At 65.0% G+C, this 21161-nt stretch carries 20 protein-coding genes; 10 read left to right on the top strand and 10 right to left on the bottom strand.

What is annotated here, in order from left to right; translation table 11 throughout:
* The first annotated feature begins 42 nt into the window (after nucleotides 1-42).
* The 5 genes from RHODMAR_RS05945 (at nucleotide 43) to RHODMAR_RS05925 (ending at nucleotide 4769) form a co-directional block, all read left to right on the top strand.
* Nucleotides 43-1026, top strand: coding sequence for a sugar-binding transcriptional regulator (locus RHODMAR_RS05945; RefSeq protein ID WP_008712343.1), 984 nt, complete (start codon nucleotides 43-45; stop codon nucleotides 1024-1026).
* A gap of 90 nt (nucleotides 1027-1116) precedes the next feature.
* Nucleotides 1117-2382: a DUF6745 domain-containing protein gene (locus tag RHODMAR_RS05940; RefSeq protein ID WP_042938146.1), complete on the top strand. Its 1266-nt coding sequence runs from the start codon at nucleotides 1117-1119 to the stop codon at nucleotides 2380-2382.
* Between the two features lie 20 nt (nucleotides 2383-2402).
* On the top strand, nucleotides 2403-2858 hold the full coding sequence (locus tag RHODMAR_RS05935) for a hypothetical protein (RefSeq protein ID WP_008712341.1): 456 nt from the start codon (nucleotides 2403-2405) through the stop codon (nucleotides 2856-2858).
* A 152-nt stretch (nucleotides 2859-3010) separates the two neighbouring features.
* Nucleotides 3011-4342, top strand: a complete 1332-nt coding sequence (locus RHODMAR_RS05930) for an MCE family protein (RefSeq protein ID WP_008712340.1) — start codon at nucleotides 3011-3013, stop codon at nucleotides 4340-4342.
* A gap of 67 nt (nucleotides 4343-4409) precedes the next feature.
* Nucleotides 4410-4769: an STAS domain-containing protein gene (locus RHODMAR_RS05925; RefSeq protein ID WP_008712339.1), complete on the top strand. Its 360-nt coding sequence runs from the start codon at nucleotides 4410-4412 to the stop codon at nucleotides 4767-4769.
* Here the strand turns inward: RHODMAR_RS05925 and RHODMAR_RS05920 are convergent.
* Entirely contained in the window at nucleotides 4746-5912 is a 1167-nt protein-coding gene (locus RHODMAR_RS05920; protein ID WP_008712338.1) for a PP2C family protein-serine/threonine phosphatase, read from the bottom strand. The two genes, RHODMAR_RS05925 and RHODMAR_RS05920, sit on opposite strands and share 24 nt — an antisense overlap.
* Nucleotides 5909-6709 carry an alpha/beta fold hydrolase gene (locus RHODMAR_RS05915; protein ID WP_042938144.1) on the bottom strand — a complete coding sequence of 267 codons (801 nt, stop codon included), beginning with the start codon at nucleotides 6707-6709 and terminating at the stop codon, nucleotides 5909-5911. The genes RHODMAR_RS05920 and RHODMAR_RS05915 overlap by 4 nt, the downstream gene beginning before the upstream one ends.
* An 86-nt stretch (nucleotides 6710-6795) precedes the next feature.
* On the opposite strand from RHODMAR_RS05915, the gene RHODMAR_RS05910 reads away from it, so the two are divergent.
* From RHODMAR_RS05910 to RHODMAR_RS05890, 5 genes are all read left to right on the top strand, one after another.
* Complete coding sequence (locus RHODMAR_RS05910; protein ID WP_008712336.1) at nucleotides 6796-7848, top strand: NAD(P)H-binding protein; 1053 nt, start codon at nucleotides 6796-6798, stop codon at nucleotides 7846-7848.
* A gap of 207 nt (nucleotides 7849-8055) precedes the next feature.
* Nucleotides 8056-11175, top strand: coding sequence for a formate dehydrogenase subunit alpha (fdhF, locus tag RHODMAR_RS05905; RefSeq protein ID WP_008712335.1), 3120 nt, complete (start codon nucleotides 8056-8058; stop codon nucleotides 11173-11175).
* A 13-nt stretch (nucleotides 11176-11188) separates the two neighbouring features.
* Complete coding sequence (locus RHODMAR_RS05900; RefSeq protein WP_008712329.1) at nucleotides 11189-11605, top strand: hypothetical protein; 417 nt, start codon at nucleotides 11189-11191, stop codon at nucleotides 11603-11605.
* Nucleotides 11606-11662: 57 nt separating this feature from the next.
* The gene (locus tag RHODMAR_RS05895; protein WP_008712323.1) at nucleotides 11663-12028 is read left to right on the top strand and encodes a DUF1330 domain-containing protein; all 366 of its coding nucleotides are present in this window, start codon (nucleotides 11663-11665) and stop codon (nucleotides 12026-12028) included.
* Between the two features lie 77 nt (nucleotides 12029-12105).
* Complete coding sequence (locus RHODMAR_RS05890) at nucleotides 12106-12954, top strand: CPBP family intramembrane glutamic endopeptidase (protein ID WP_008712321.1); 849 nt, start codon at nucleotides 12106-12108, stop codon at nucleotides 12952-12954.
* On the opposite strand, the gene RHODMAR_RS05885 is transcribed toward RHODMAR_RS05890, so the two are convergent.
* From RHODMAR_RS05885 to RHODMAR_RS05850, 8 genes are read right to left on the bottom strand one after another with little or no spacing between them, the layout of a single operon-like run.
* Nucleotides 12948-14348 (bottom strand): NADH-quinone oxidoreductase subunit N, encoded by a 1401-nt coding sequence (locus RHODMAR_RS05885; RefSeq protein ID WP_008712318.1) that lies wholly within the window; start codon nucleotides 14346-14348, stop codon nucleotides 12948-12950. The two genes, RHODMAR_RS05890 and RHODMAR_RS05885, sit on opposite strands and share 7 nt — an antisense overlap.
* Nucleotides 14349-15836, bottom strand: coding sequence for a complex I subunit 4 family protein (locus tag RHODMAR_RS05880; protein WP_008712315.1), 1488 nt, complete (start codon nucleotides 15834-15836; stop codon nucleotides 14349-14351).
* Between the two features lie 2 nt (nucleotides 15837-15838).
* Complete coding sequence (locus RHODMAR_RS05875) at nucleotides 15839-17752, bottom strand: NADH-quinone oxidoreductase subunit 5 family protein (protein ID WP_008712313.1); 1914 nt, start codon at nucleotides 17750-17752, stop codon at nucleotides 15839-15841.
* Nucleotides 17749-18051, bottom strand: coding sequence for an NADH-quinone oxidoreductase subunit NuoK (locus RHODMAR_RS05870; RefSeq protein ID WP_008712311.1), 303 nt, complete (start codon nucleotides 18049-18051; stop codon nucleotides 17749-17751). The genes RHODMAR_RS05875 and RHODMAR_RS05870 overlap by 4 nt, the downstream gene beginning before the upstream one ends.
* Entirely contained in the window at nucleotides 18048-18620 is a 573-nt protein-coding gene (locus tag RHODMAR_RS05865; protein WP_086000237.1) for an NADH-quinone oxidoreductase subunit J, read from the bottom strand. Before RHODMAR_RS05865 ends, RHODMAR_RS05870 begins: the two co-directional genes overlap by 4 nt.
* 17 nt (nucleotides 18621-18637) lie before the next feature.
* On the bottom strand, nucleotides 18638-19573 hold the full coding sequence (locus RHODMAR_RS05860) for a complex I subunit 1 family protein (RefSeq protein ID WP_008712307.1): 936 nt from the start codon (nucleotides 19571-19573) through the stop codon (nucleotides 18638-18640).
* A complete protein-coding gene (locus RHODMAR_RS05855) occupies nucleotides 19566-20690 on the bottom strand; it encodes a hypothetical protein (protein ID WP_008712306.1) in 1125 nt (374 codons plus the stop codon). Before RHODMAR_RS05855 ends, RHODMAR_RS05860 begins: the two co-directional genes overlap by 8 nt.
* Nucleotides 20681-21031, bottom strand: a complete 351-nt coding sequence (locus RHODMAR_RS05850; protein WP_008712304.1) for an NADH-quinone oxidoreductase subunit A — start codon at nucleotides 21029-21031, stop codon at nucleotides 20681-20683. The genes RHODMAR_RS05855 and RHODMAR_RS05850 overlap by 10 nt, the downstream gene beginning before the upstream one ends.
* Between the last annotated feature and the right edge of the window lie 130 nt (nucleotides 21032-21161).

Below are 21161 nucleotides of genomic sequence, written 5' to 3'. Positions count from 1 at the left end.
AGCTAATGCACATATGTGCAATTCGGTCGTACACTGATACCGGTGACCGACCCACACAGTGCTCCCGAATTGGATCTGCGCACCGGACACGCCACCCAGGCGGCCCGGCTGTACTACTTCCAGGACATGACGATGGCGGCGATCGGCCGTGAGCTGGGAGTATCTCGTTCGACAGTCTCACGACTGATCACCTTCGCGCGGGCGTCGGGACTGGTGGAAATCAAGATCTCCACACCACTCGGCCAGGCACCGCGGATCGAGCGCGCTTTCGCCGATCTGTACGACATTCGTGCACACGTCGTACCCGTCTCGGAAACCATCGACGAGTTGCAGCGCCTCGATCGTGTTGCCACCTTCGCCGGACGACTACTGACCACATTCTTCGACTCGGACATGGTGATGGGTGTCGCCTGGGGGACAACGGTCAGCGCAGTCAGCCGCAAGCTCGCGCCCAAGCGAACCCACAACTCGACCGTCGTACAGCTCAACGGTGCAGCCAACACTCGCACCACCGGAGTCTCCTACGCAACGGACATCATCAGAACCTTCGCCGACGCCTACGGTGCTGCGGCACAGGGCTTTCCGGTGCCCGCATTCTTCGACTATCCGGAGACCCGTCGACATCTGTGGCGCGAACGCAGCATCAAACGGGTACTCGAACTGCAGGATCGGATGAACTTGGCCGTGTTCAGCATCGGCGTCATGAGCGGGGCAGTACCCAGCCATGTGTACAGCGCCGGCTACCTCGAACGCGAGGACGGTGCCGAACTTCAGCGCGACGGCGTCGTCGGAGATATCGCGACGGTGTTTCTGCGCTCCGACGGCAGCTACGACCGCATCGCGTTGAACGAGCGCTCCAGCGGACCCAGCCTCGATCGACTCAAAGCTGTTCCTCGCCGGGTCGCCATAGTGGCCGGGGAATCCAAACTCCAAGCGCTCAACGCAGCACTTCACGGTGGGCTGATCACCGATCTGGTCATCGACGACATCAGCGCCGCGAAGCTGGTACTGGGCTCGCGGAGCTAGTACGCGGGCCGTTTCGCTCTTGCGCTCATGCGATTGTCGTGTCACCCTTTTGTTCATGACAACCGGAAAGGCGGACACCGCCTCCAATTCGTGAGCGCCGTGCCGTTGCCGTCGGCATTTCCCCGTCGCGGCACATTCAGTGACAATCCCGATACTTACGCCGAGAGCATTCGTGCCGTCTGCGCGCAGCGCGACCGCTGGCTCAGCTACGGCCTGAAGGCTGGCCCCTCCGATCGAACTACTACGGAATCTGCTGTGGCACAGCTGTATCGAAGAGCCGGCTTCCAGGAGCCACAGTTCGTGTGGGTGCCCTCCCCAGCTGCCGCCGCTGCCTTCGTCACGTCGGAGCAACTGATGACGGACATGTTCATCACCCGCGCGAAGACCGAAAAGGCACAGGGACGCATTGCATCGCTACTGTCCGATTCACGTCGAAAAATGGACCAGCGAATCGATCGACGCAGAATCGAATGGCCACGGCGAACCTCTCATCGAAATACTCTTCATCAGAGCGATCTTCGAGCGCGGATCACCGCAGCGAACAGCCCACCGGAGGACGCTGCCCGCGCCGGCATCAGTCCCGATCCCATCATTCGACGGACCGTGTGGAACTCGTTGCACACCAGCCTGTTCGACGGCGTCGCTTCGGCAATCAGGGGCCTTGTTCCACACTCCTTCGGAAGTGTCACCTGGTACGGCCAGCAGGAAGCACACCGGGTGGCCTACTACGACATCTATCGCCGCTTTCACCTCTCGACGTTCGACAGCGCGGACGTCGAACTACTCGACATTCAATCCGACCTCGTCCGTTCGACGGGGTGGTGGTGGGCTTTCGACAACATCGCGGTGATGTCCGAACGCCCCACCGCCTTGCACACCCAGCCCATCCCCGATCCGGTGCACGGTGAAGTGCGCCTGCACAATTCGACTTCTCCGGCACTCCAATTCGCCGACGACACCGCGATCAATGTCCTCGACGGCACCGTGGTTCCCGACTGGGTGATGCACGATCCGACAGTCGAGCGCATCACCGCCGAACGCAACGTCGAGATCCGGCGAAGCGCCATCGAGCGAATCGGTTGGGACACCTACCTGGATCGAGCCGGGTTGAGCCTCGTCGACAACGATGACGACCCGGGCAACCCCGGCTGCACCCTGCAGCTGTTCGCCACCCCCGCAGGCTGGGGCAGCGAGGAACGGATCCTACTGGCCGTCAACGGTTCTCGGGAGCGCGATGGCCGTCGCCGTCGCTACGGTCTACGGGTCCCCGGCGACATCTCGTCCGCACTCGACGCCGCAGGCTGGACCTACGGCCTGAACGGCACCGACTACGCCCAACTGCTCCGCAGAACCTGACCCCACACAAGGTGATTCACATGAACTCGAACATGACCCTGTCCGCACTGACCACACTGACCGGTCTCGACGTCTTCGATCATCTCGACCAGGAAATTTCCGTTCCCGTCATCGACGGCCTGCAGGCCCAGGGCGACCTGATCGTCGTTCCGTTCGACATGCTCGCGGGCATCGTCGGCACGGGGCAACAGACCCGAACCGAGACGGTACCGCTGTCGGGAATCGAACTGCTCCGCAGCGCGGCGGGTGGCAACCCCCACAGCCTGGTCGCCGACGGCGGCACCTGCACCTGGTCAAGTCCCGTCCTCGACCGCAGGGGGCTCGCCCTCGGCATTCTCGACAACTCCGTGACGGCCTATCTCGTGCACCCCGAGCACGGCGCGACCGGAATAACCCCGGGCCGATACGTCATCGGGAGGCAGCGCGAACGCGGGCGCGGTGACCATTCCTCGACCACCCAGTTGGTTGCCGATTGATCGACGCGCCGCGCGCTTTCGCAACAGAGTGACAGGCATCACGTTCGACGAGCAATCTGCGTCTGTCTCACAAAGTCGATTTCGATAGTTGGTGTGACGTCGTGTAGCACTAAGGTTCGCCGCATGGCTGTTGTTGTCGTCCCGACCGTCGCATGACCGGCTCCCCCTCGCCGGTGCAGAACCGACTTCTCGGCATTGCTCTCGTCGTACTCATCGTCGTATTCGTCGGATGGAGCGTCACCTCGTACAACAAGACGTTCAAGGACGTCGTGACGGTGTCACTCGAAACCGACAGCGTCGGAAACTCGCTGCCCCGAAACGCAGACGTCAAGGTGCGCGGCATGATCGTCGGCGAAGTCCGCTCGGCCACCACCACCGCGGGCACAGTCACCTCCGAGTTGGCGATCGAGCCCGACCTCGCCGAGATGATTCCGTCGAACGCGACCGCACGGCTGCTCCCCAAGACGCTGTTCGGCGAGCGCTACGTTGCGCTGATCCTGCCGGACGGCAAGCCCGGTACCCCCATCACCGAGGGCACCGTCCTGAAGCAGGATCGCAGCGGCAACGCCATCGAGGTCGGTCAACTGCTCGACGGACTTCTGCCGCTGCTCCAGGCCGTTCCGCCACAGGATCTGTCCAACACGCTCGGCGCACTGGCGCAGGGACTGAGCGGGCGCGGTGAGCAACTCGGCCTCACAATCGACCGCCTGGAGAACATATTCGCCGGGCTCAACACCGAACTGCCGGCGATCCAACAGGATCTGCGCGGTCTCGCCGACTTCTCGCAGACCTACTCCGATGCAGCACCCGAACTGATCAACGCACTCGACAACCTGCGGATCACCGGCAACACCGTCGTCGAGAAGCGTCCTGCTCTCGAAGCGCTGTACTCCTCGGTCACCGCAGCATCGAGCACTACCGCTGATTTCCTCGACGCCAACTCCGCCGATCTCATCGGGCTGGCCGCGAATTCACGCGAGGCCCTCGAAGTTCTGGCCGAGTTCTCCCCGGCTATCGGTTGCACTGCCGCCCAGTTCGCCGAAGGCGCCCGTCGCGGCAGGATCGTCACCGGCGTCGGCGACGAGTATCCCGGCATCAATGTCTCGATGCCGTTCGTCAACCCCAAGGGGAGATACCTGCCGAACCAGGACGAACCGCGCCTGTTCGAGCAGGATCGAGCACCGACGTGTTACTCCCCTCTCGACCGCTCCGCAGGCCAGTACTTCCCGCAGTACCCCGGCGGCTCGATCAACGACGGCTCGTACCAGGTGCCGACGAGAAACCCCGGTGAGCAGGACGTCCCGGCGCTGCCGATACCGCAGCTCTCCCCGGTACCCGCCTCGTACGCCGGCTCGGTCACCGAGCAGCAGACCTTGGCCGTCGTCTACGGAGGAGCCACCGGAATCGAGCCCGACGCAGTACCCTCTTGGACGACGACGCTCGGAGCTCCCGCACTCAGAGGAACGCAGGTCACCTTCCAGTAGTGCCTACTGATTGAATGGTCCGCATACCCCGTCGACGAGCGCGGCGGGTACAGATTCAGGAGTAGACATGCCAGCTGATACGAACACCGCCGGATTCTCGATCCAGTCCAGCAACGATGGTCGCGTGGCCGTCATTGCGGTCTCCGGCGAACTCGATATCACCACTGCACCGACCCTCGCAGCCGCTGTCGACGCCCAGGTCGCGTCGACGCCGTCGGCACTGGTCATCGATCTGTCGGCCGTGTCGTTCCTCGCCTCCGCGGCGATGACGGTACTGGCGACGGCGCAGAAGGACCACGGGGACACACTTGCGTTCTCGGTCGTCGCCGACGGTCCGACCACCAGCCGGCCGATCAAGCTGATGGGCCTGGACCAGGAATTCGCTCTGCATTCCGACCTGGCGTCAGCGCTGGCCGCTCTCGACTGACGGGCCTGTCGTGAGGGAGGGAACTCCCAGGGCCATTACCGCGGCATCGTCGACGAGGCCGTCGCCGAAGCTTTTCAACAGCTTTCGTAGGTGGTCGATCAGGACGGCCGGAGTCGCGGGAGCATGCTCGGTGGCGAATTCCAACAAGGCACCGTCGTCGTCGTAACGACCTCGGCTCACCCGGGCTTCGGTGAGACCGTCGGTATAGAGCATCAAGGTGTCCCCGGCATCCAACGTCACCGTGGTCGATACGAAGCGAGCGTTGCGAAGAAGCCCTACCAACTGCCCCCCGGTCATATAGGCGTAATGCGCGCTGCCGTCGGCGCGGATCACCAGCGGCGGCGGATGGCCACCGTTGGCCATGCACACCTCGAATCCCCCGGCAGAACGGCTGAGAACTCCGAATACTGCCGTGCAGAACTGCGCATTGTTGTCACGGAACTCCTGCCGAAGAACCGAATCCAGGTTGTGCAACACTGCCACCGGGTCGTGGTCGTACACCGCGGCCGCGCGCAGTGTGTACCGCGTCAACGACGTCACGGCTGCAGCAGCTGCGCCCTTGCCGCAGACGTCGCCCAGAAAAAATCCCCATCGGTCGTCGGACAGTGGAAAGAGATCGTAGAAATCGCCGCCCAGCTCGTCACTCGACGCTGCCTGATAGTGGGCTGCCGCTGTCATCCCCGACGGAGGTAGCAGAGTCGGCGGCAACAGCGACCGCTGCAGCGTCTTGGCCAGCAACTCCGCTCGCTTTCGCGACTCGAGCAGCTCGCGTTCGTAGGAGCGACGGTCCCTGGCGTCGAGCGCGGTGATGCGGATCAACAGCGGTGTTCCCGCGGCGTCGGTCTTGACGTTCGCGGTCATGAATACCGGCAACCGCCGCCCGTCGAATGTGACGAAATCCAGCGCAATGCCGTCGAGCTGGCCACTCATCTGGAGAATGGGGCCGAAATGTGTCTCGTAATGAATGCGTCCGCCCACTGTGAGCAGCTCGGTGAAGTCGGTCCCGATCAACGCGTCGACCTCGAAGCCCAGCCATGCGGCCAGCGTGGCGTTCAATCGTGCGATCGTCATGTCGGGCAGGACCGACAGGTAGCCACACGGCGCGTTCTCGTAGAGATCCTCGATGTCGAGTTCGTGAATCACGACGATCTCACGAATGCCGCAATCGCTTCGGCGGTCTGCTCGGGTTCGGTGACGTGCGGGCAGTGTCCGCTGGTGTCGAGTGTCGTCAGCACGCTGCCGGCGATCTGGTCACGGACGTACCTGCCGACCTGAGGCGGTGCCAGCGAATCCCGTGCGCTGTCGATGATCAGTGTCGGTAGAGCCACCGACGCCAGATCCGCACGATGGTCGGACAGAAAGGTGGCGCGGGCGAAGACCCGTGCACATGCCGGATCGGTTCGACAGAAGCTCGCGGTCCACATGTTCTCCAGCTCGGGCCGATCCGGTGCGTTCACCACGATCGGTGCCATCGACGCCGACCAACCCAAATAATTGCTGTCCAACGACTCGAGCAACTCGTCGATGTCCTCGGCACTGAACCCGCCCCGGTAGTCACCGTCGTCGATGTACCGGGGAGACGGCGTCAGCAGCACGAGCTTGGAGAATCGCTCGGAGGCCTTCGGGACCGCGAGAACACCCATCATCGACGCCACCGAGTGACCGACGAACGTGACCTCGCGCAAGTCGAGCTCATCGGCAATGGCGATGATGTCGTCGGCATAGGCATCGAGGGACGCGTACTTCTCCGCGTCCCAGGCCGCCGGGTCCGATGCCCCGGCTCCCACGTGATCGAACAGGACGACGCGAAACTCGGGGGCCAAGAGCTCGGTCACCGAACGCCACAGCGTTTGGTCGCATCCGAACCCGTGCGCCAACATGACGACCGGACCGTCCGCAGCCCCGACGACCCTGACGTTGTTCCTGGTTCGCGCACTCACCCGGACAGTGTGTCACCTCGCTCCGACAGCGGGGAGTGAGACTGCTACCAACGGGTATTGCCCTTACCTACAGAAACGAGAAATACATGCGGGTACTGGTCACCGGCGCAACCGGATACATCGGGTCTCGGCTGATCCCCGTGCTCCTCGAACAGGGCCACGACGTCCACGCGGCCATGCGTGACCCGGGCAAGAAGTCGCGCTTCGCCTGGGGCACCGAGGTCACCGCGGTGCGGTTCGACCTCGACGAGCACGAGACCTTCGATACCGCGACCGCAGATGTCGATGCGGTCGTCTACCTGGTGCACTCGATGGACGAGGGAGACTTCGTCGAGAAGGATCGCCACGCGGCCCAGTCCATGGCCGCCGCGGCGGAGCGCAACGGCGTGCGCCGGATCGTGTACCTGTCCGGCCTCATTCCGGACGACGACACGCCCCTGTCGGACCATCTGCGCTCGCGGCTACAGGTCGAGGAAGTGTTCCTCGACAGCTCGGTCGACGCCACCGTGCTGCGCGCAGCGATCATCCTCGGCTCCGGATCGACGTCATTCGAATTGGTTCGACGCATGACCGAGCGGCTGCCGGTGACGCCGATCCCGACGTGGATGCGCAAGCAGGTCCAGCCGATTGCCGTCGTCGATGTGGTCGCCATCATCGCCCGAGCCCTCGGCGACACCGCGCGTCCCGGTTCGTTCGACATCGGTGGCACCGAAACGATGAGTTATCCGGAGTTACTGCAGGCGTACGGCAGCGTCGCAGGGCTGCGGCGCGCCCAGATTCCCGTCCCACTGTTGCCGACCGGACTGGTGGGCCGGGCGGTCGCCACCATCACCGCTATGCCTCCCGGAACCGTGATCTCGTTGGTGGACAGCCTCACCCACGACATGGTGGTACGCCGCGGAAACGCGGCGACGGATGTCTTCGCCGATTCCGATACGGACCTGATGAGCGTGCGAGAGGCCTTGCGGCGCGCCATCACCGTCACGGCCGACGAGGGCACCGACACACATGCCGACCCCCAGGCTGCCGCCGACACCGATCCCGAATGGGCCGGCGGCGTCGTCGACATCGTCGACGGACAGGTAAGGCAACGGCCTTCGGGGATCATGGGAAAGGCTCAGCTCGGCGCGACGCGCTAACCTCGGCGTTCTTCTCCTGCCGGGTACTGCAGATGGTGGCCGCCGCGGCAGCGTGCCGATGGTTGCCGACGGCTCCTGGAACGACGCCGTTTGGAAAGACCCGCCCCGGGCCATCCTCCGAACCAGCACCGGCCTGTAGGGACGGTGACTATCATCGCGAGCGGGCCGCGTTGCGACTCGGTCGACTGCGTCGTCGAGGGAGTTCCTGTGCCGAATGTTGTCTCCGAACCCGATGGCGATCCCGCCGCTGCTGCGCGCGCGTCGTTCGCACCACTGTCGCAGGACGCGGCAGCCGAGACCGGCCGTCGAGTGGAGGTCGCGATCGACGGTAGGACAGTGCCTGCCGTCGAGGGCCGACCACTACTCGAGGCGTTGATCGACGATGCCGCGCAAGAGTTTCCTGCGGTGTGCTATCACCCGGCACTCGGGGCGGTACAGACCTGCGACACCTGCATGGTGGAGATCGACGGCCGCATGGTCCGAGCGTGCGCCACCGACACGGCGTCCGGGCTACAGGTCACCACGAAGGGTGCGTCGGCGACGGCCCGTGAAGAGGCTGCGCAGCGCCTGGTCCACAAGCATGTCCTCTACTGCACCATCTGCGACCACAACGACGGCTCCTGCGAGCTCAAGCACGGTGTCGAAGCGTCGGGCCTGACTCACGAGCGCATCGGATTCGAGCCGAAGCCCTACGAGATCGACGACAGCAATCCCTTCTATCGATACGATCCCGATCAGTGCATTCTGTGCGGCCGGTGCGTCGAGGCCTGCCAGAACGTGCAGGTGACCGAGACACTGTCGATCGGGTGGGAGGACCCCAACCCTCGCGTGCTCTGGGACGGCGGTGAGTCCATCGCGGACTCCTCGTGCGTCTCGTGCGGACACTGCGTGACGGTGTGCCCGTGCAACGCACTGATGGAGAAGTCGATGCTGGGCCGCCACGGTTTGATGACGGACTGGCCCGAGGCGGCACGTGAGCCGGCCATCGACCTGGTCAAGACGGTGGAACCGACAACCGGCTACCTTCCGCTGTACGCGATCTCGAAGGCCGAATCGGCTGCTCGAATGGCGGCGACGGGCACGGCGAAGACGGTCTGCACGTACTGCGGCGTCGGATGTTCGTTCGACGTGGAGACCCGCGGCCGGGAAATCCTGCGGATCCAGCCGCAGCACGAAGGCCCGGCCAATTCCATCTCGACCTGCGTCAAGGGAAAGTTCGGCTGGGACCACATCAATGCACCGGACCGCCTCACGCGGCCGCTGGTTCGCAAGGGCGATCGATTCGTCGAGACCTCGTGGGACGAGGCCCTCGGCGTCATCGCGGACCGACTGAAGACCATCGTCGAGGCGAGCGGCCCCGATTCCGTCGCGGTGATCGGGTCGTCCAAAGCCACCAACGAGGAGTCGTACCTGACTCAGAAGTTGGCGCGCCAGGTGCTCGGAACCCACAACACCGACAACTGTTCTCGGTACTGCCAGGCACCCGCGACCGAGGGGCTGTGGCGCACCGTCGGTTATGGCGGCGATGCCGGATCGATCAGCGACATGGAGCGAGCGGCGTTGGTGCTGATCGTCGGGTCCAACACCTCCGATTCGCACCCGGTGATCGCGGCCCGGCTGCGACGAGCGCAGAAGGTCGGCGGACATCAGCTGATCGTCGCCGATCTTCGTAAGCACGGCCTCGCCGAGCGCGCCGACGTCTTCATCCGTCCCGAGCCGGGCACCGACCTCGTCTGGCTGTCCGCGGTCACCCTCCACATCCTCGATCAGGGGTGGGCGGACGAGAAGTTCTTGGCCGAGAAGGTCAACGGACTCGACGACTACCGCGAGTCGCTGGCACCGTTCACCCTCGAGTACGCCGAGCAGCGGACCGGTATTCCTGCGGAGACGTTGCGCGACGTCGCCCGCCGTATCGCCGAGGCGGAGTCGGTGGTCGGGCTGTGGGCCATGGGCGTCACCCAGCACCACATGGGCTCGGACACCTCTACTGCGGTGTCCAATCTGCTGCTGGTCACCGGCAACTACGGACGCCCCGGCACCGGTGCGTACCCCTTGCGTGGACACAACAACGTTCAGGGCTGCAGCGACTTCGGCACCATCAATTCCTTCTACCCCGGCTATCAGTCGGTGGGCGACGAGGAAATCCGAGACAAGTTCACCCGGGCATGGGGCCGCGAGCTCTCGCTCGAGCCAGGCCTGGACAACCACGGCATGGTCGATTCGGCGCACGACGGTTCGCTGCAGGCGCTCATCGTCGTGGGTGAAGAACTCGCTCTCGTGGACGCCAACGCCCATTACGTCCAAGAAGCCCTCGAGCGGTTGCCGTTCCTGGTGGTATCCGAGCTGTTCTTCTCTCGCACATGTGAATTCGCCGACGTGGTACTGCCCGCCGCGGCATCGTTGGAGAAGGACGGAACGTTCACCAACACCGAACGGCGCATCCAACGCCTCTATCAGGCGATGCCGCCGATCGGCGATTCCCGACCGGACTGGAGAATTCTGCAGGACATCGCGTCGCACATGGGTGTCGAGTGGGGTTACACCCACCCGAGTCAGATCATGGACGAAATCGCAGAGCTGACACCACTGTTCGCCGGCGTCACCTACGACCGCCTCGAGGGGTACGGCTCCTTGCAGTGGCCGGTGGCCGCGGACGGTACCGACACACCCTTGCTCTACACCGACGGTTTTCACTTCGACGACGGGAAGGCCCGCCTCTACCCACTCGAGTTCCGAGAGCCGACCAACCAGGCCGACGACGAGTATCCGTTGCACGTCAACAACGGTCGTGTGCTCGAGCATTTTCACGAAGGCAATCTGACGCTGCGCTCGGCCGGGCTCAGCGAACTGGTTCCGGACAGCTACGTCGAGATGAACTGGCGCACAGCACAGGACAACGGTGGTCTGGCGACCGGCGACTGGGTGAAATTGACCTCTCCGAACGGCGAGATCACGCTGCGGACATTGCTGTCCGACGAGGTCGCCGACGGGCAGGTGTGGGTGCCGATGCAGGGTGCGGAGATCAACCGACTGACCTCCAACGAGATCGATCCCGATTCTCACACCCCCGCGTACAAGGAAGTGTCCGCCCGCATCGAACGCGCCGACGGGGAGCACGACATGCGCGGTAGCTCCCGCAGGGGTGCCGACAGAGGACGCAAGGGTGCACGAGACGGCTCCGGCAACCCGACAGGGTCGCCACTGCCTCGAAACCACCACCGCTACGGCAACCCGACACCGCAGACCGGTGTCGAGGTCGAACGCAAATGGGCCCGTGACGATTACGCCAGCCCTTCCGATCCCACGCCCCGCGATTCGAAAGCCTGAACAGGAGCATCCGATGGCCAAGCCTCTCGCCTTCACCCCGCCGACACCTCCAGACACCGCCGCATCCGACGAACTCGACGACCTGGTCGATGCGTTGCACGACAGTGGTTTGCTGCGCGCCTTCGCCGGTGCCGCACGCTCGTATCCTTCACTGCTGAAGATCCTGCTGGACGGGGTGGACGGAGACTCTCTGCGCTCGCTCATCGCGCTTGCCGGTGCGCTGCGTGACCTGGACCCCGAGGACTCGGAGCGGGTCGCTGCCGGCATTCGTCAGGCTCGGCAGGAGTCCTACACCGCAGCCACTCGCGCACCGGAGGGTCCGATCAAGCTGGCCAAGCGACTCTTCGATCCGAACACCCGGCGCGGAATCTCCGCGGCCCTGGCCGCCCTGGCCGCGGTGGGCGGGGCGCTGAGAGAGGGAAAGAAGTAGTTCGACGCGACAGCGCTTTCTGCTCCACAGGATCGACGGCTCACGCATACTCGAACGATGGCTATCGATCCCCGCGGAAAAGACCTCAAGCGCTACCTCGAAGAAGATCCCGGCGGTCCGGTGGTGATGCTCAACCTCCTTCGGTTCGCCGAGGGTGGTCGCGACTCCTACGCAGAATATGCGAAAGCATTGGACGAGACGTTCCTCCCGCGCTACGGCGCGACGGTGCTTTACGCGGGCGACGGTTCGACCGCCCTTGCCGCCGAGGACGGGCAGGCCTGGGATGCAGTGCTCCTGGTCCAGTACCCGTCACGCAAGGCGTTCAGCGAGATGGTGGCCGATCCCGAGTATCAGACGGTGACGGCATTACGGACCGCCGCGTTGAAAGAGGCGGTTCTGCAAGCCACGATTCCGTGGTCGTGAATTCGGCTTCTCGCTTCTGACCGCCCTCTGACACACGAACACGCCGGCCGGTTCCCGCCGTGGGGCATGATGCCGACATGAACGGTGCTGTCGTCGGGTCGAATCGGCGCGGGTACGGGGACGCCGCGTTGTACGTGGTCGCCGCTTTCGCCTGGAGTTGGCTCTGGTGGGGCGCGGCAATCGTGTTGCTACGCAACGATGTGGGCCCCGAGCCGCTCGCCGCGGCGTGTTCCGCCTTGGGCGATATCGGCCCTGCAGTCGCTGTGTGGTGGGTAGTGGCTCGGCGATCGACGCCGGCCGATGCCTGGCGATTCTTCCGGTCGTGTCTGCGACTACCACCCAGCGGGAGATGGACATTCGTCGGTTTCGGGGCGCTGGTGGTCGCGATCGTGGCAATCGCGGCGAGCGCGCGCATGGCCTCCGGTGAGATCTCCGAATCCCAGCCCTCACTGTGGATGATCGGGCCCTACCTTCTGCTGATGCTCGTGCTCGGCGGCGGGCAGGAGGAGTTCGGGTGGCGCGGCTTTCTTCAACCGTGGTTGGTAGGGCGGCTGAATCGAGTGACCGGGTCGCTTGCCGCGGGCGTGATCTGGTTCGGATGGCATCTGCCTTTGTTCGCGATGCCCGGCAGCATTCAGACTCAGGTACCGATCGGTGCTTTCGCGGCGTTCACGATCGGTTTCTCCCTGCTGGTGTGGAAAGCGATGGAAGTCGCCCGATTTCATGCGAGCATGGCGATCTGGCTGCACGCGGTCAACAATTGCGCGGGCATTTTCCTGGTGTTCGTCAGCGGCGAGTCGGGTGCTTCCCACGCCGGGACGTGGGCCTTAGGAGGGCTGTATCTGGTCGTCGGCGCAGTGGCGCTGTCGATTCCCCGCGCTTCGTCAGTGCCGCAATCGAATTCCAAGGGGATCGTCGATCACTGAACCGACATCGTCCCCAATGCACCCGACCCGATACCCAGAACGAGAATCACCACTGCACCGACGATGGCCGCGCGCATCCCCGCCGGGCGCGGATCGGTGAACTCCCGGTTGATCTGCCCGGTGGCGAACACCGGTGCCAGCCAACGCAGGTAGTAGAAAAGGCTCGCAACGGTGTTGACGGCTGCGATCGCGACAAGCCACCCGAATCCGCCGTCCCACGCTGCGGTGAACGTAGTCAGTTTGCCGATGAATACCGCCGTCGGCGGCGTCCCGACCAGACTGAGCAGGCTGATCGCCAGTGCCCCGGCCAGCCACGGGTGGCGGCGAGCGAGGCCCCGATAGTCCGAGAGCGTGGTCAGTTCGGGGAGCGCGGCGATCACCGCGAACGCCGTCACGTTGGTCACCGCGTACGCGGCCAGATACAGCAGTAGCGACGACGACGCCAGATCGCTACCACCGGCGACAGCGACGGGCAGAAGTAGGTATCCGGCCTGGCTGACGGTGGACCAGCCCAACAGTCGCCTCGGATCGCTCTGGTTCAACGCCGCAAGATTGCCGAGCGTCATCGTGACGGCAGCAACGACCGCGATCAGGAGGGGCCATTCGATGCCGGGATCCACCTCGTCGAACAGCCGGTACATCGCAACCAGCCCGCCCACCTTGGGCACCGTCGTCGCGAAAGCGGCCGCCCACGTGCTCGCGCCCTGTGCGGCGTCGGGTACCCAGAAGTGCGCCGGGACCGCGCCCGCCTTGAACAGCAGTGCACCCAGCACGGCCACGACACCGACCCCGACGATCACCGGTGAAATATCCGGCAATACCTGCGCCAGTTCGGCATACGTGGTGGCACCGCCCGCACCGTAGACAATGGTGACGCCGAGCATCAAGCCGATGCCGAAGAGCGCACCGAGCAGATACGTCTTGAGCGTGGCCTCGGCCGCGTCCGGTGTACGGGCCAACCCGATCAACGCGTAGAGCGGGATCGACGCCAACAGGAAGGCGACGATGAGTACGAGCAGGTCCGTCGTTCCCGCCATCAGCAGCGCCCCCAACGACGCGAGCAGCAACAGGACGTACGCTTCGCTCTCCCTATCGCTGCCGCGCAATTCGTCCACACCGAGCGCAATCACCAGAAGCGTTGCACTGCAGATGATCAGTGCCGCGATCGATGTCGTGTCGTCGGCCGCGAACGTGCCTTCGAAGACCCGCCGAGGGGCACCGACCAGAGCAGCGATCGCTGCCGACGAGCAGGCGATCAATGCCGCAACGGCGAGCGCGCGCGACACCCACTGCCGCGCGCGCGGGAGGAACGAGCCCACGAGCAAGGTGATGACCGCACCCGCGAACAGGCTGATCTGCGGTGCCATCGCCAGCGAATCGGTGCTCATGTCCATCTATCGGCCGACCAACTGAACCACCGTCGTCGCGGCAGATTCGACGACCGACAGCAGCGGCCCCGGGAAGACACCGATCACGAGCGAGATCAGCAACAGTCCACCGATGGAAACGAATTCGTGAGGACGGACGTCGGCGAATCCCGTCGTCTTTTCCCCGGCCGGACCGGTGAGAACCTGTTGTAACGCTCGGAGCATCACCGCCGCCAGAATCACGATGCCGGGCAGTGCGATCGCGGCAACGGCAGTCACGCCGATGCTGCCGGCAAAGATCTGGAACTCGGCTATGAAACCGCTGAAGGCCGGAATTCCGAGCGAGGCGAAGGCGGCCACCGCGAACAGCCCTGCGTACCGTGGGGCCACCCCGGCGAGCCCACCGAAGGACGACATCGTGAAGGTGTGCGCCCGATCTCGCAGTACGTCCGCGATCAAGAACAGTGCGACGGTGATCAATCCGTGGCTGACCATCTGTACGACGGCACCGGTCACCGCCACCTCCCGCGCACGGTCTGCGGAATCGGCCACCACACCGGCCGCACCCACCGCCAGCACGATGTACCCCATGTGATTGACCGACGTGTACGCCACCATCCGCTTGAAGTCCGTTTGAGCGAGCGCGACGAGTGCGCCGTAGAGCACCGAGATGATGCCGACGGCCACGATCACCCACGCCCATGCGCGCCACGCCTCCGGGAGCATCGGCATCGCGATGCGCACGAACCCGTACGTTCCCATCTTCAGTAGCACTCCGGCCAGAACCGCGGAACCGACTGCGGGAGCGTCGGTGTGTGCGGGCGGCAGCCAGGTGTGGAACGGGAATGTCGGCGTCTTGATCGCCAGTCCCAGCAGGATCGCTGCCATCACCAGTCCGCCCGCGAGGCCGCGTCCGTTCAGCGGTGCCGCCTCTGCCAGCTCGACCATGTCGAAGGTGTGCGGATCGCTGGCGAGATACAGGCCGATGAAGCCGAGCAGGAGCGCCAGCGAACCGAGGAACGTGTAGAGGAAGAACTTCAATGCAGCACGTTGGGCGTTTCCGTGCCCCCAACCAGCGATGACGAAGTACATGCCCACGATCGACAGATCGAAGAAGACGAAGAAGATCAACAGGTCCTGAGCGGCAAACAAGCCGAGACACGTGGTCTGCAGCGCCAGGAACAGCGCGGCCTGCCCGCGAGGTCGATTCGACTCTCGCAGTGCGTAGACGGCGCAGGCCAGGAACACGATGTTGGTCAGCACCACCAGCGGGAGCGAGAGCCCGTCGAGCCCGACGTGGTAGCTGCTGCGCACGGTCGGTATCCACGGCACCTGCTGCTCGTAGGCCAAACCTCCGGCCGACGCGGAATACCCGGCCCACAACCACACTGCCAGCCCCACCTCGGCGGCGGTGACTGCGACCCACGACCATCGGGCAACGCTCGGACCCGTCGCTGATGTCAGGGCGACGATCAACGCCGCCACGAGCGGGAGAAAAATGATCAGACTGAGCACGTTCACCTCACGACTAGAACGAGCAGGACAGCCGCGGCCGACACGGCGACGACGAGAACGTAGTACTGGTGGAGTTGGCCGGTCTGGATTCGCCGGGTGAGCGTCCCCAACCGGCGGGTCTGCCGGGCCAGGGTTTCGACCCCACCGTCGACGCCCCGATCGTCGACACGAGCCGCTCGCCCTCCCACAGTCAGGGTGGCTTCGGACGTAGCCGACACGACACCGTCGACAATTCGGTCATCGCCACGCGCGAGGTGCCCCGCCGCGCGACCAGCGGCAGACGCGACAGCCGTCACCGTGCGGTCGATGCCGCGATCGTCGAAACCGGCCAAGGTGTGCGCGATCGCGAGCACCGGACGAACGAGAACGACGTGTGTGGCTCGCTCGAGCCCGAGCCACGATCTCGCCCATGCCGGTTCGGGCACCGCAAATCGCCACACCAACAGCAGTACGACAACCGCGAGCACCGTCGACCCGGCCAGTTCGAGAGCACCCGGTGCAGGCGATGTCGGTAGTCCCACGGCCTCGGCGATCGGCGCCAGCAGCCTCTCGGTCGCGAGTACGCCCAGCACCGCGGCACCGACGGCGAGCGGGACCAGCGGTATCTGCTGCCACCCGGCGATCCGTCTGGTGCCCGCCTCTTCGCTGTCGAAGTTCGGCTCCGCTATGGGCTCGGACCACGCGACCACCAACGCTTTGCCGGCGTAGGCGGCCGAGAGTCCTGCCGCTGCCAACCCCACTACGAACAGTAGGGGCCGTTCTGTCCCGGCGGCGGCGAGCACATGATCTTTCGTCGCCCACAACGACAACGGCGCGACGCCGGCCAAACTCAGCGCGCCGACGGTGAACAACGCACCCGTGACCGGCCACCGCCGCGCGGCACCGCGTAGGTCGTTCAAATTCTTGGTACCCAGCGCGGCGAGCCACGCACCCGCGACGAGGAAGAGCAAGGATTTGGTCGCCGCATGGGCGACCAGTTGCGCGGCCCCGCCCGCCACCGACCCGAGTCCGGCGGCGAGCACCACGAAACCGAGTTGGGCAGCAGTCGATGCGGCCAGGAGTTGCTTGAGATCTCGCTGCGCCACCGCAACCGCGCCGAAGATCAAAGCCGTCGCAGCCCCTATCCAAGCCGTCGTGCTCGCTGCCCAGCTCGTCGACTGCAACAACGGCGAGACCCGCAGCAGCACGTAACCGCCCATGGCGACCATGGCCGCCGAATGCAACAACGCACTGACCGGGCTTGGGCCGACCATGGCCCGAGACAGCCAGAAGGTGAAGGGCACCTGGGCCGATTTGCCCAGCGCCGCAACGAGTATTCCGGCTACGACGACGTCGCGGTATCCGGCGGGTAGCTCCGAGAGGCTGTCGAGCGACAGCGAACTGCCTGCAGCCAGCGCGGCACCCGCCGCGAGATAGAGACCCGTATCGGCGGCGCGCGTGGTCAGAAATGCGGTGAGGCCGGAGGACACGCGATCGGTGTCTTTCCACGAGAACCCGATGAGGGCGTACGACGCAGCACCCATCAACTCCCAGGCGAACAGCAGCGCCGGCAGGGTCGTCGCCGTGGCGGTGATCATCACGGCGGCGACGAACAACAGCATCAGGCCGTGAAAACGAGCGCGCGGCGTCACGGGCTCGGCCGCTGCGTAGATCAACACGAGCATCGACACGGCAGCGATCGACAGAACGATCAGAGCCGACAGACCGTCGACCGCCAGCCCGAATGTGCTGCCGGCGACGAACGCTACCGACACCGTGGGCCGGCCCACCGCCACAGCGATGGCAACGATCAAGGTGATCACCGAGATCGCGATCGAGATCGGTACGGCAAGTCGGTTCACGGACTTTCCGCCGAGGCACAGGAAAGCGCCCGCCAGCGCGGGTACCAGCACGAGGGCCCACAACGCCGCCGTCACTGCGAGAGATCCGTTGCCATGTCTGTCATGTCGGCGCCACTCGCACGGTGATACAGCAAGGCCACCGCGAATCCCATTGCCATTTCCACGGTCATCGCCGCGAGGATCACCAGCAGCAGAACCTGACCGTCGGGAACGGGTGCGAGGTACCACCAGATCGCGGAGGCAGCCAGAAGAACACCATTGATCATCAGCTCGAGGCCCATCATGATCATGACGACAACCTGTTGCGACAGGGCGCCGTAGAGCCCGATCGCGAACAATGCGGCGGCCACGACGAGTATCGATTGCAGCGTCATCGGCCTACTCCCCCGGGTCGTGGATCCTTCGCGGGCCGACGCTTCAGATCGTCCCCGAGTCGTTGGTATCGGCTTCGGGACACGGCGAGGACGATGCCCGAGACGATGGTCGCGAACAGCACGGCGCTGATCGACATCATCACCAGCATCTGGGGTCCCATGATCGCCTCGCCCAACGCGGCCGTTCGCTCCGACCGTGGTCCGGGGTCTGGCCTCGATCCGGTGGGCCACGGAACCAGCACGGCACCTGCCGCCAGGACGAGGAACACCGTCACCGAGATGCCGAGGGCACCTTTGTTGTTGTGCACCATGCTCATCGGCATCAGGGCCGGGTTCATTCCCATCAGCATGACCATGAACACCGCCATGATCGCCATCTCCATGACCATCATCAGGACGGTGATGATGCCGATGTAGTCGAGTCGCAGGAGCAGGATCGCGCAGCCGACGGCCACGAACGACAGCGCCAGCGCATAGGTGGCGCGGGCCATCGAGTCGAATCGGAACACGAAAGCGCCGGCCACGATCGCAACGGCGGCGAGCACCCAGAACACAATGGACTCCGCTATCGATGATGCGACCATGATCAACTCCCCACCACTACGACGACGGACACCACGAGCAGCTGCAGCAAAGCCAGCGGCATCAGGATCACGAGACCGACCTCGGCGAAACGGTCCGGCCTGATCGCCGGAAGGTGCGGCCGGACAGCGACGAACGCGGCAAGTACCAGGACTGTTTTGACCAGCGTCCACGCCCACGGCGCCAATACGGGCCCCGCGCCACCGCCCAGAAACAACGTTGCGGCGAATGCCGCCCCCGATGCCAGCAGCGCATAGCGCCCGACGAGCAGCATCAAACGATCGACACCCGACACCTCGGTCAGCACACCGCCGGCAATGTCGGTGCCCGCAGCCGTCGAAAACGGCCCCCACACGGAGAACGCGATCACGCTGATGCAGAAGATGCCGAACGCCACCGGCATCCACACCACGAACCACAGGCCCTGCTGCGCCGCGACCACATCGCCGAGCCGGAGACTGCTTGCGGCAACTGCGGGCGCCGTCAGCGCGAACATCAACGGCAACTCGTAGGAGAGAGCCTGGGCCAGAAAGCGATACGCACCGATCAGGGAGAAATGACTGTTCGCGCCCCACCCTGCCAGCCACACCACAGCCCAGATCATCACGTCCATCGCGTTGAACCAGACGACTCCCGTGGGCAGGTCGGCCACAGTCCACACGCCCAGCGGCAGGACGACGATCTTCAGTAGCGCGACCACCACCAGTCCGGCGACACCGACGCGCCAGAGCGTGCGGTCCGCCGACACCGTAGTACGCCGACGTTGGCGCATCAGCCGGGCAGCCTCGTCGAACGGAGCCGAAAAGCCAACCAGAACTGGCATTTTCATCGAACGCCGCGCCAACACCCGGTCCAGGCAGGCACCGACAGCAGCGATGAGGAGCAGCAGAGGCGCGGCGATCAGCGTCCAGGCGGGTCCGATCTCGACGATGTCAGGCATCGGACATCACCATCAGACGCGGTGCCAGTGCGGCCACCACCATCCGCGCCGCGGCCAGATCGAGGCCGGTCACCAGGGAACCGAGCTCGGAGACGTCGACGTGCTCAGGCGGTTGTACAGGCTGTCCCTCGAGCGCGGAGACTGCGTCGGTCAGCCACTGCGCCGGCAGCGTATGGACCTCCACCGCTGCGCAGTCAATTACCGCTGCGCCGTCATCACCGTGCACCGTGATGCCCCGGAGAGACCACCGCAGGATTCGGCTGCGTGAGACTCGTGTGTTCAAGGCGTGCATGCGCTCGGTGCACAGATCGACGGCGTCGCCGTCCACTACGCCGTCGCGGATTCGCCTGGCCGTGTCCGCAGCCGCGTCCCATCCCGCAACACCGAGAAGTCGTGCCACGGCGTCGCACCGCAAGGCCGCGAACCACCGGGGGTCGGCGTCATCGGCCTCGGTTGCCACCTTGTCGGTGTCGATCCACCGGGCCTGCGCTGCCATGATCAGGTCGCCCTGCACGGTGCAGTCCAGCACCAGCCCCGCGGGCCAGTGCGGCAGCACCGGGCCCAACGGGATGTGGAGGACATCGAGGTCGAGTCCGTCGGTATCCGGCCCGTCCTCCGCCAACGCAACGCCTCCAGGCGACATGTCCATGTCCATGTCACCGTCCATGTCCATGTCACCGTCGTCGTCGGCGTCCATGTCCATGTCCATGTCACCGTCATCGTCGGCGTGCGGCGTGCCCATCGGCTCGACGTCGTCGGGTTCGGGTGGTCCGGCTCGGCGCTCCCCCGCATCGATTCGTTGAGCTCGATCGTCGAGAAGCCCGCTCCTGGCCGAGTCGAGAGTTCCGGTGACGTCATCCCTCGATCGCACGGTCACCCGCACACGAGGCCCCGGCATCTGGTCCCAAATTCGGTTCGACGCGCTCTCGAGTTCCTCGCCCGGGTCGCCGCAGGTCAGCAGGACATCCGCATCAGCGGGCGACGTCGCGAGTTGCCATCCACGTCGAGTGATCGCCTTCTCGGCCGCCATGCGGGTACGCGACGATCCCGGCGCTTCCACCAGCAGAACGTGCGCCACCCGCACCGCGCGCGCCGCCAGTAGCGATTTCAGACCCACCGCAACGCACCTTCCCGCCAGGCCCAGATCACGCCGACCATCAGCACGCCGAGGAACACGAACATCTCGACGATGGCCCCGATACCGACCTCCGCGACTACCACGGCCCAGGGGTACATGAAGAGCATTTCCACGTCGAAGGCGAGAAACAGCACGGTCAACGGGTACCAGCGCGCGTGAAAGCGCGAGAGGGCATGTTCACGCGGGGACCACCCGGAAAGGAAAGGAAGCGACATCACCGGGGTGGACTCGACTGCGCTCGTGCGCGCCGAGAGATACACCAGGCCGATTCCGATCAGGGACAGACACAGCATTGCAAATGCCCCGATGTATGCACTCATCGCCGTTCCTCCCCTTGCCAGCAGCGCCCTTTGCGGCGCGGTCCGGACCGACCGCGCCGTGGCCACCATACCCATAGGGGGTATGTCGCAAACCCTCCTGCCCCTACCGGCAGGAACGAGTGAGGCGCGC

The organism is Rhodococcus sp. AW25M09, assembly GCF_000333955.1.
Lineage (GTDB): Bacteria > Actinomycetota > Actinomycetes > Mycobacteriales > Mycobacteriaceae > Rhodococcoides.
The sequence above is the reverse complement of the archived record's forward strand: the minus strand, read 5'-3'. Positions and strand labels throughout refer to the sequence as shown.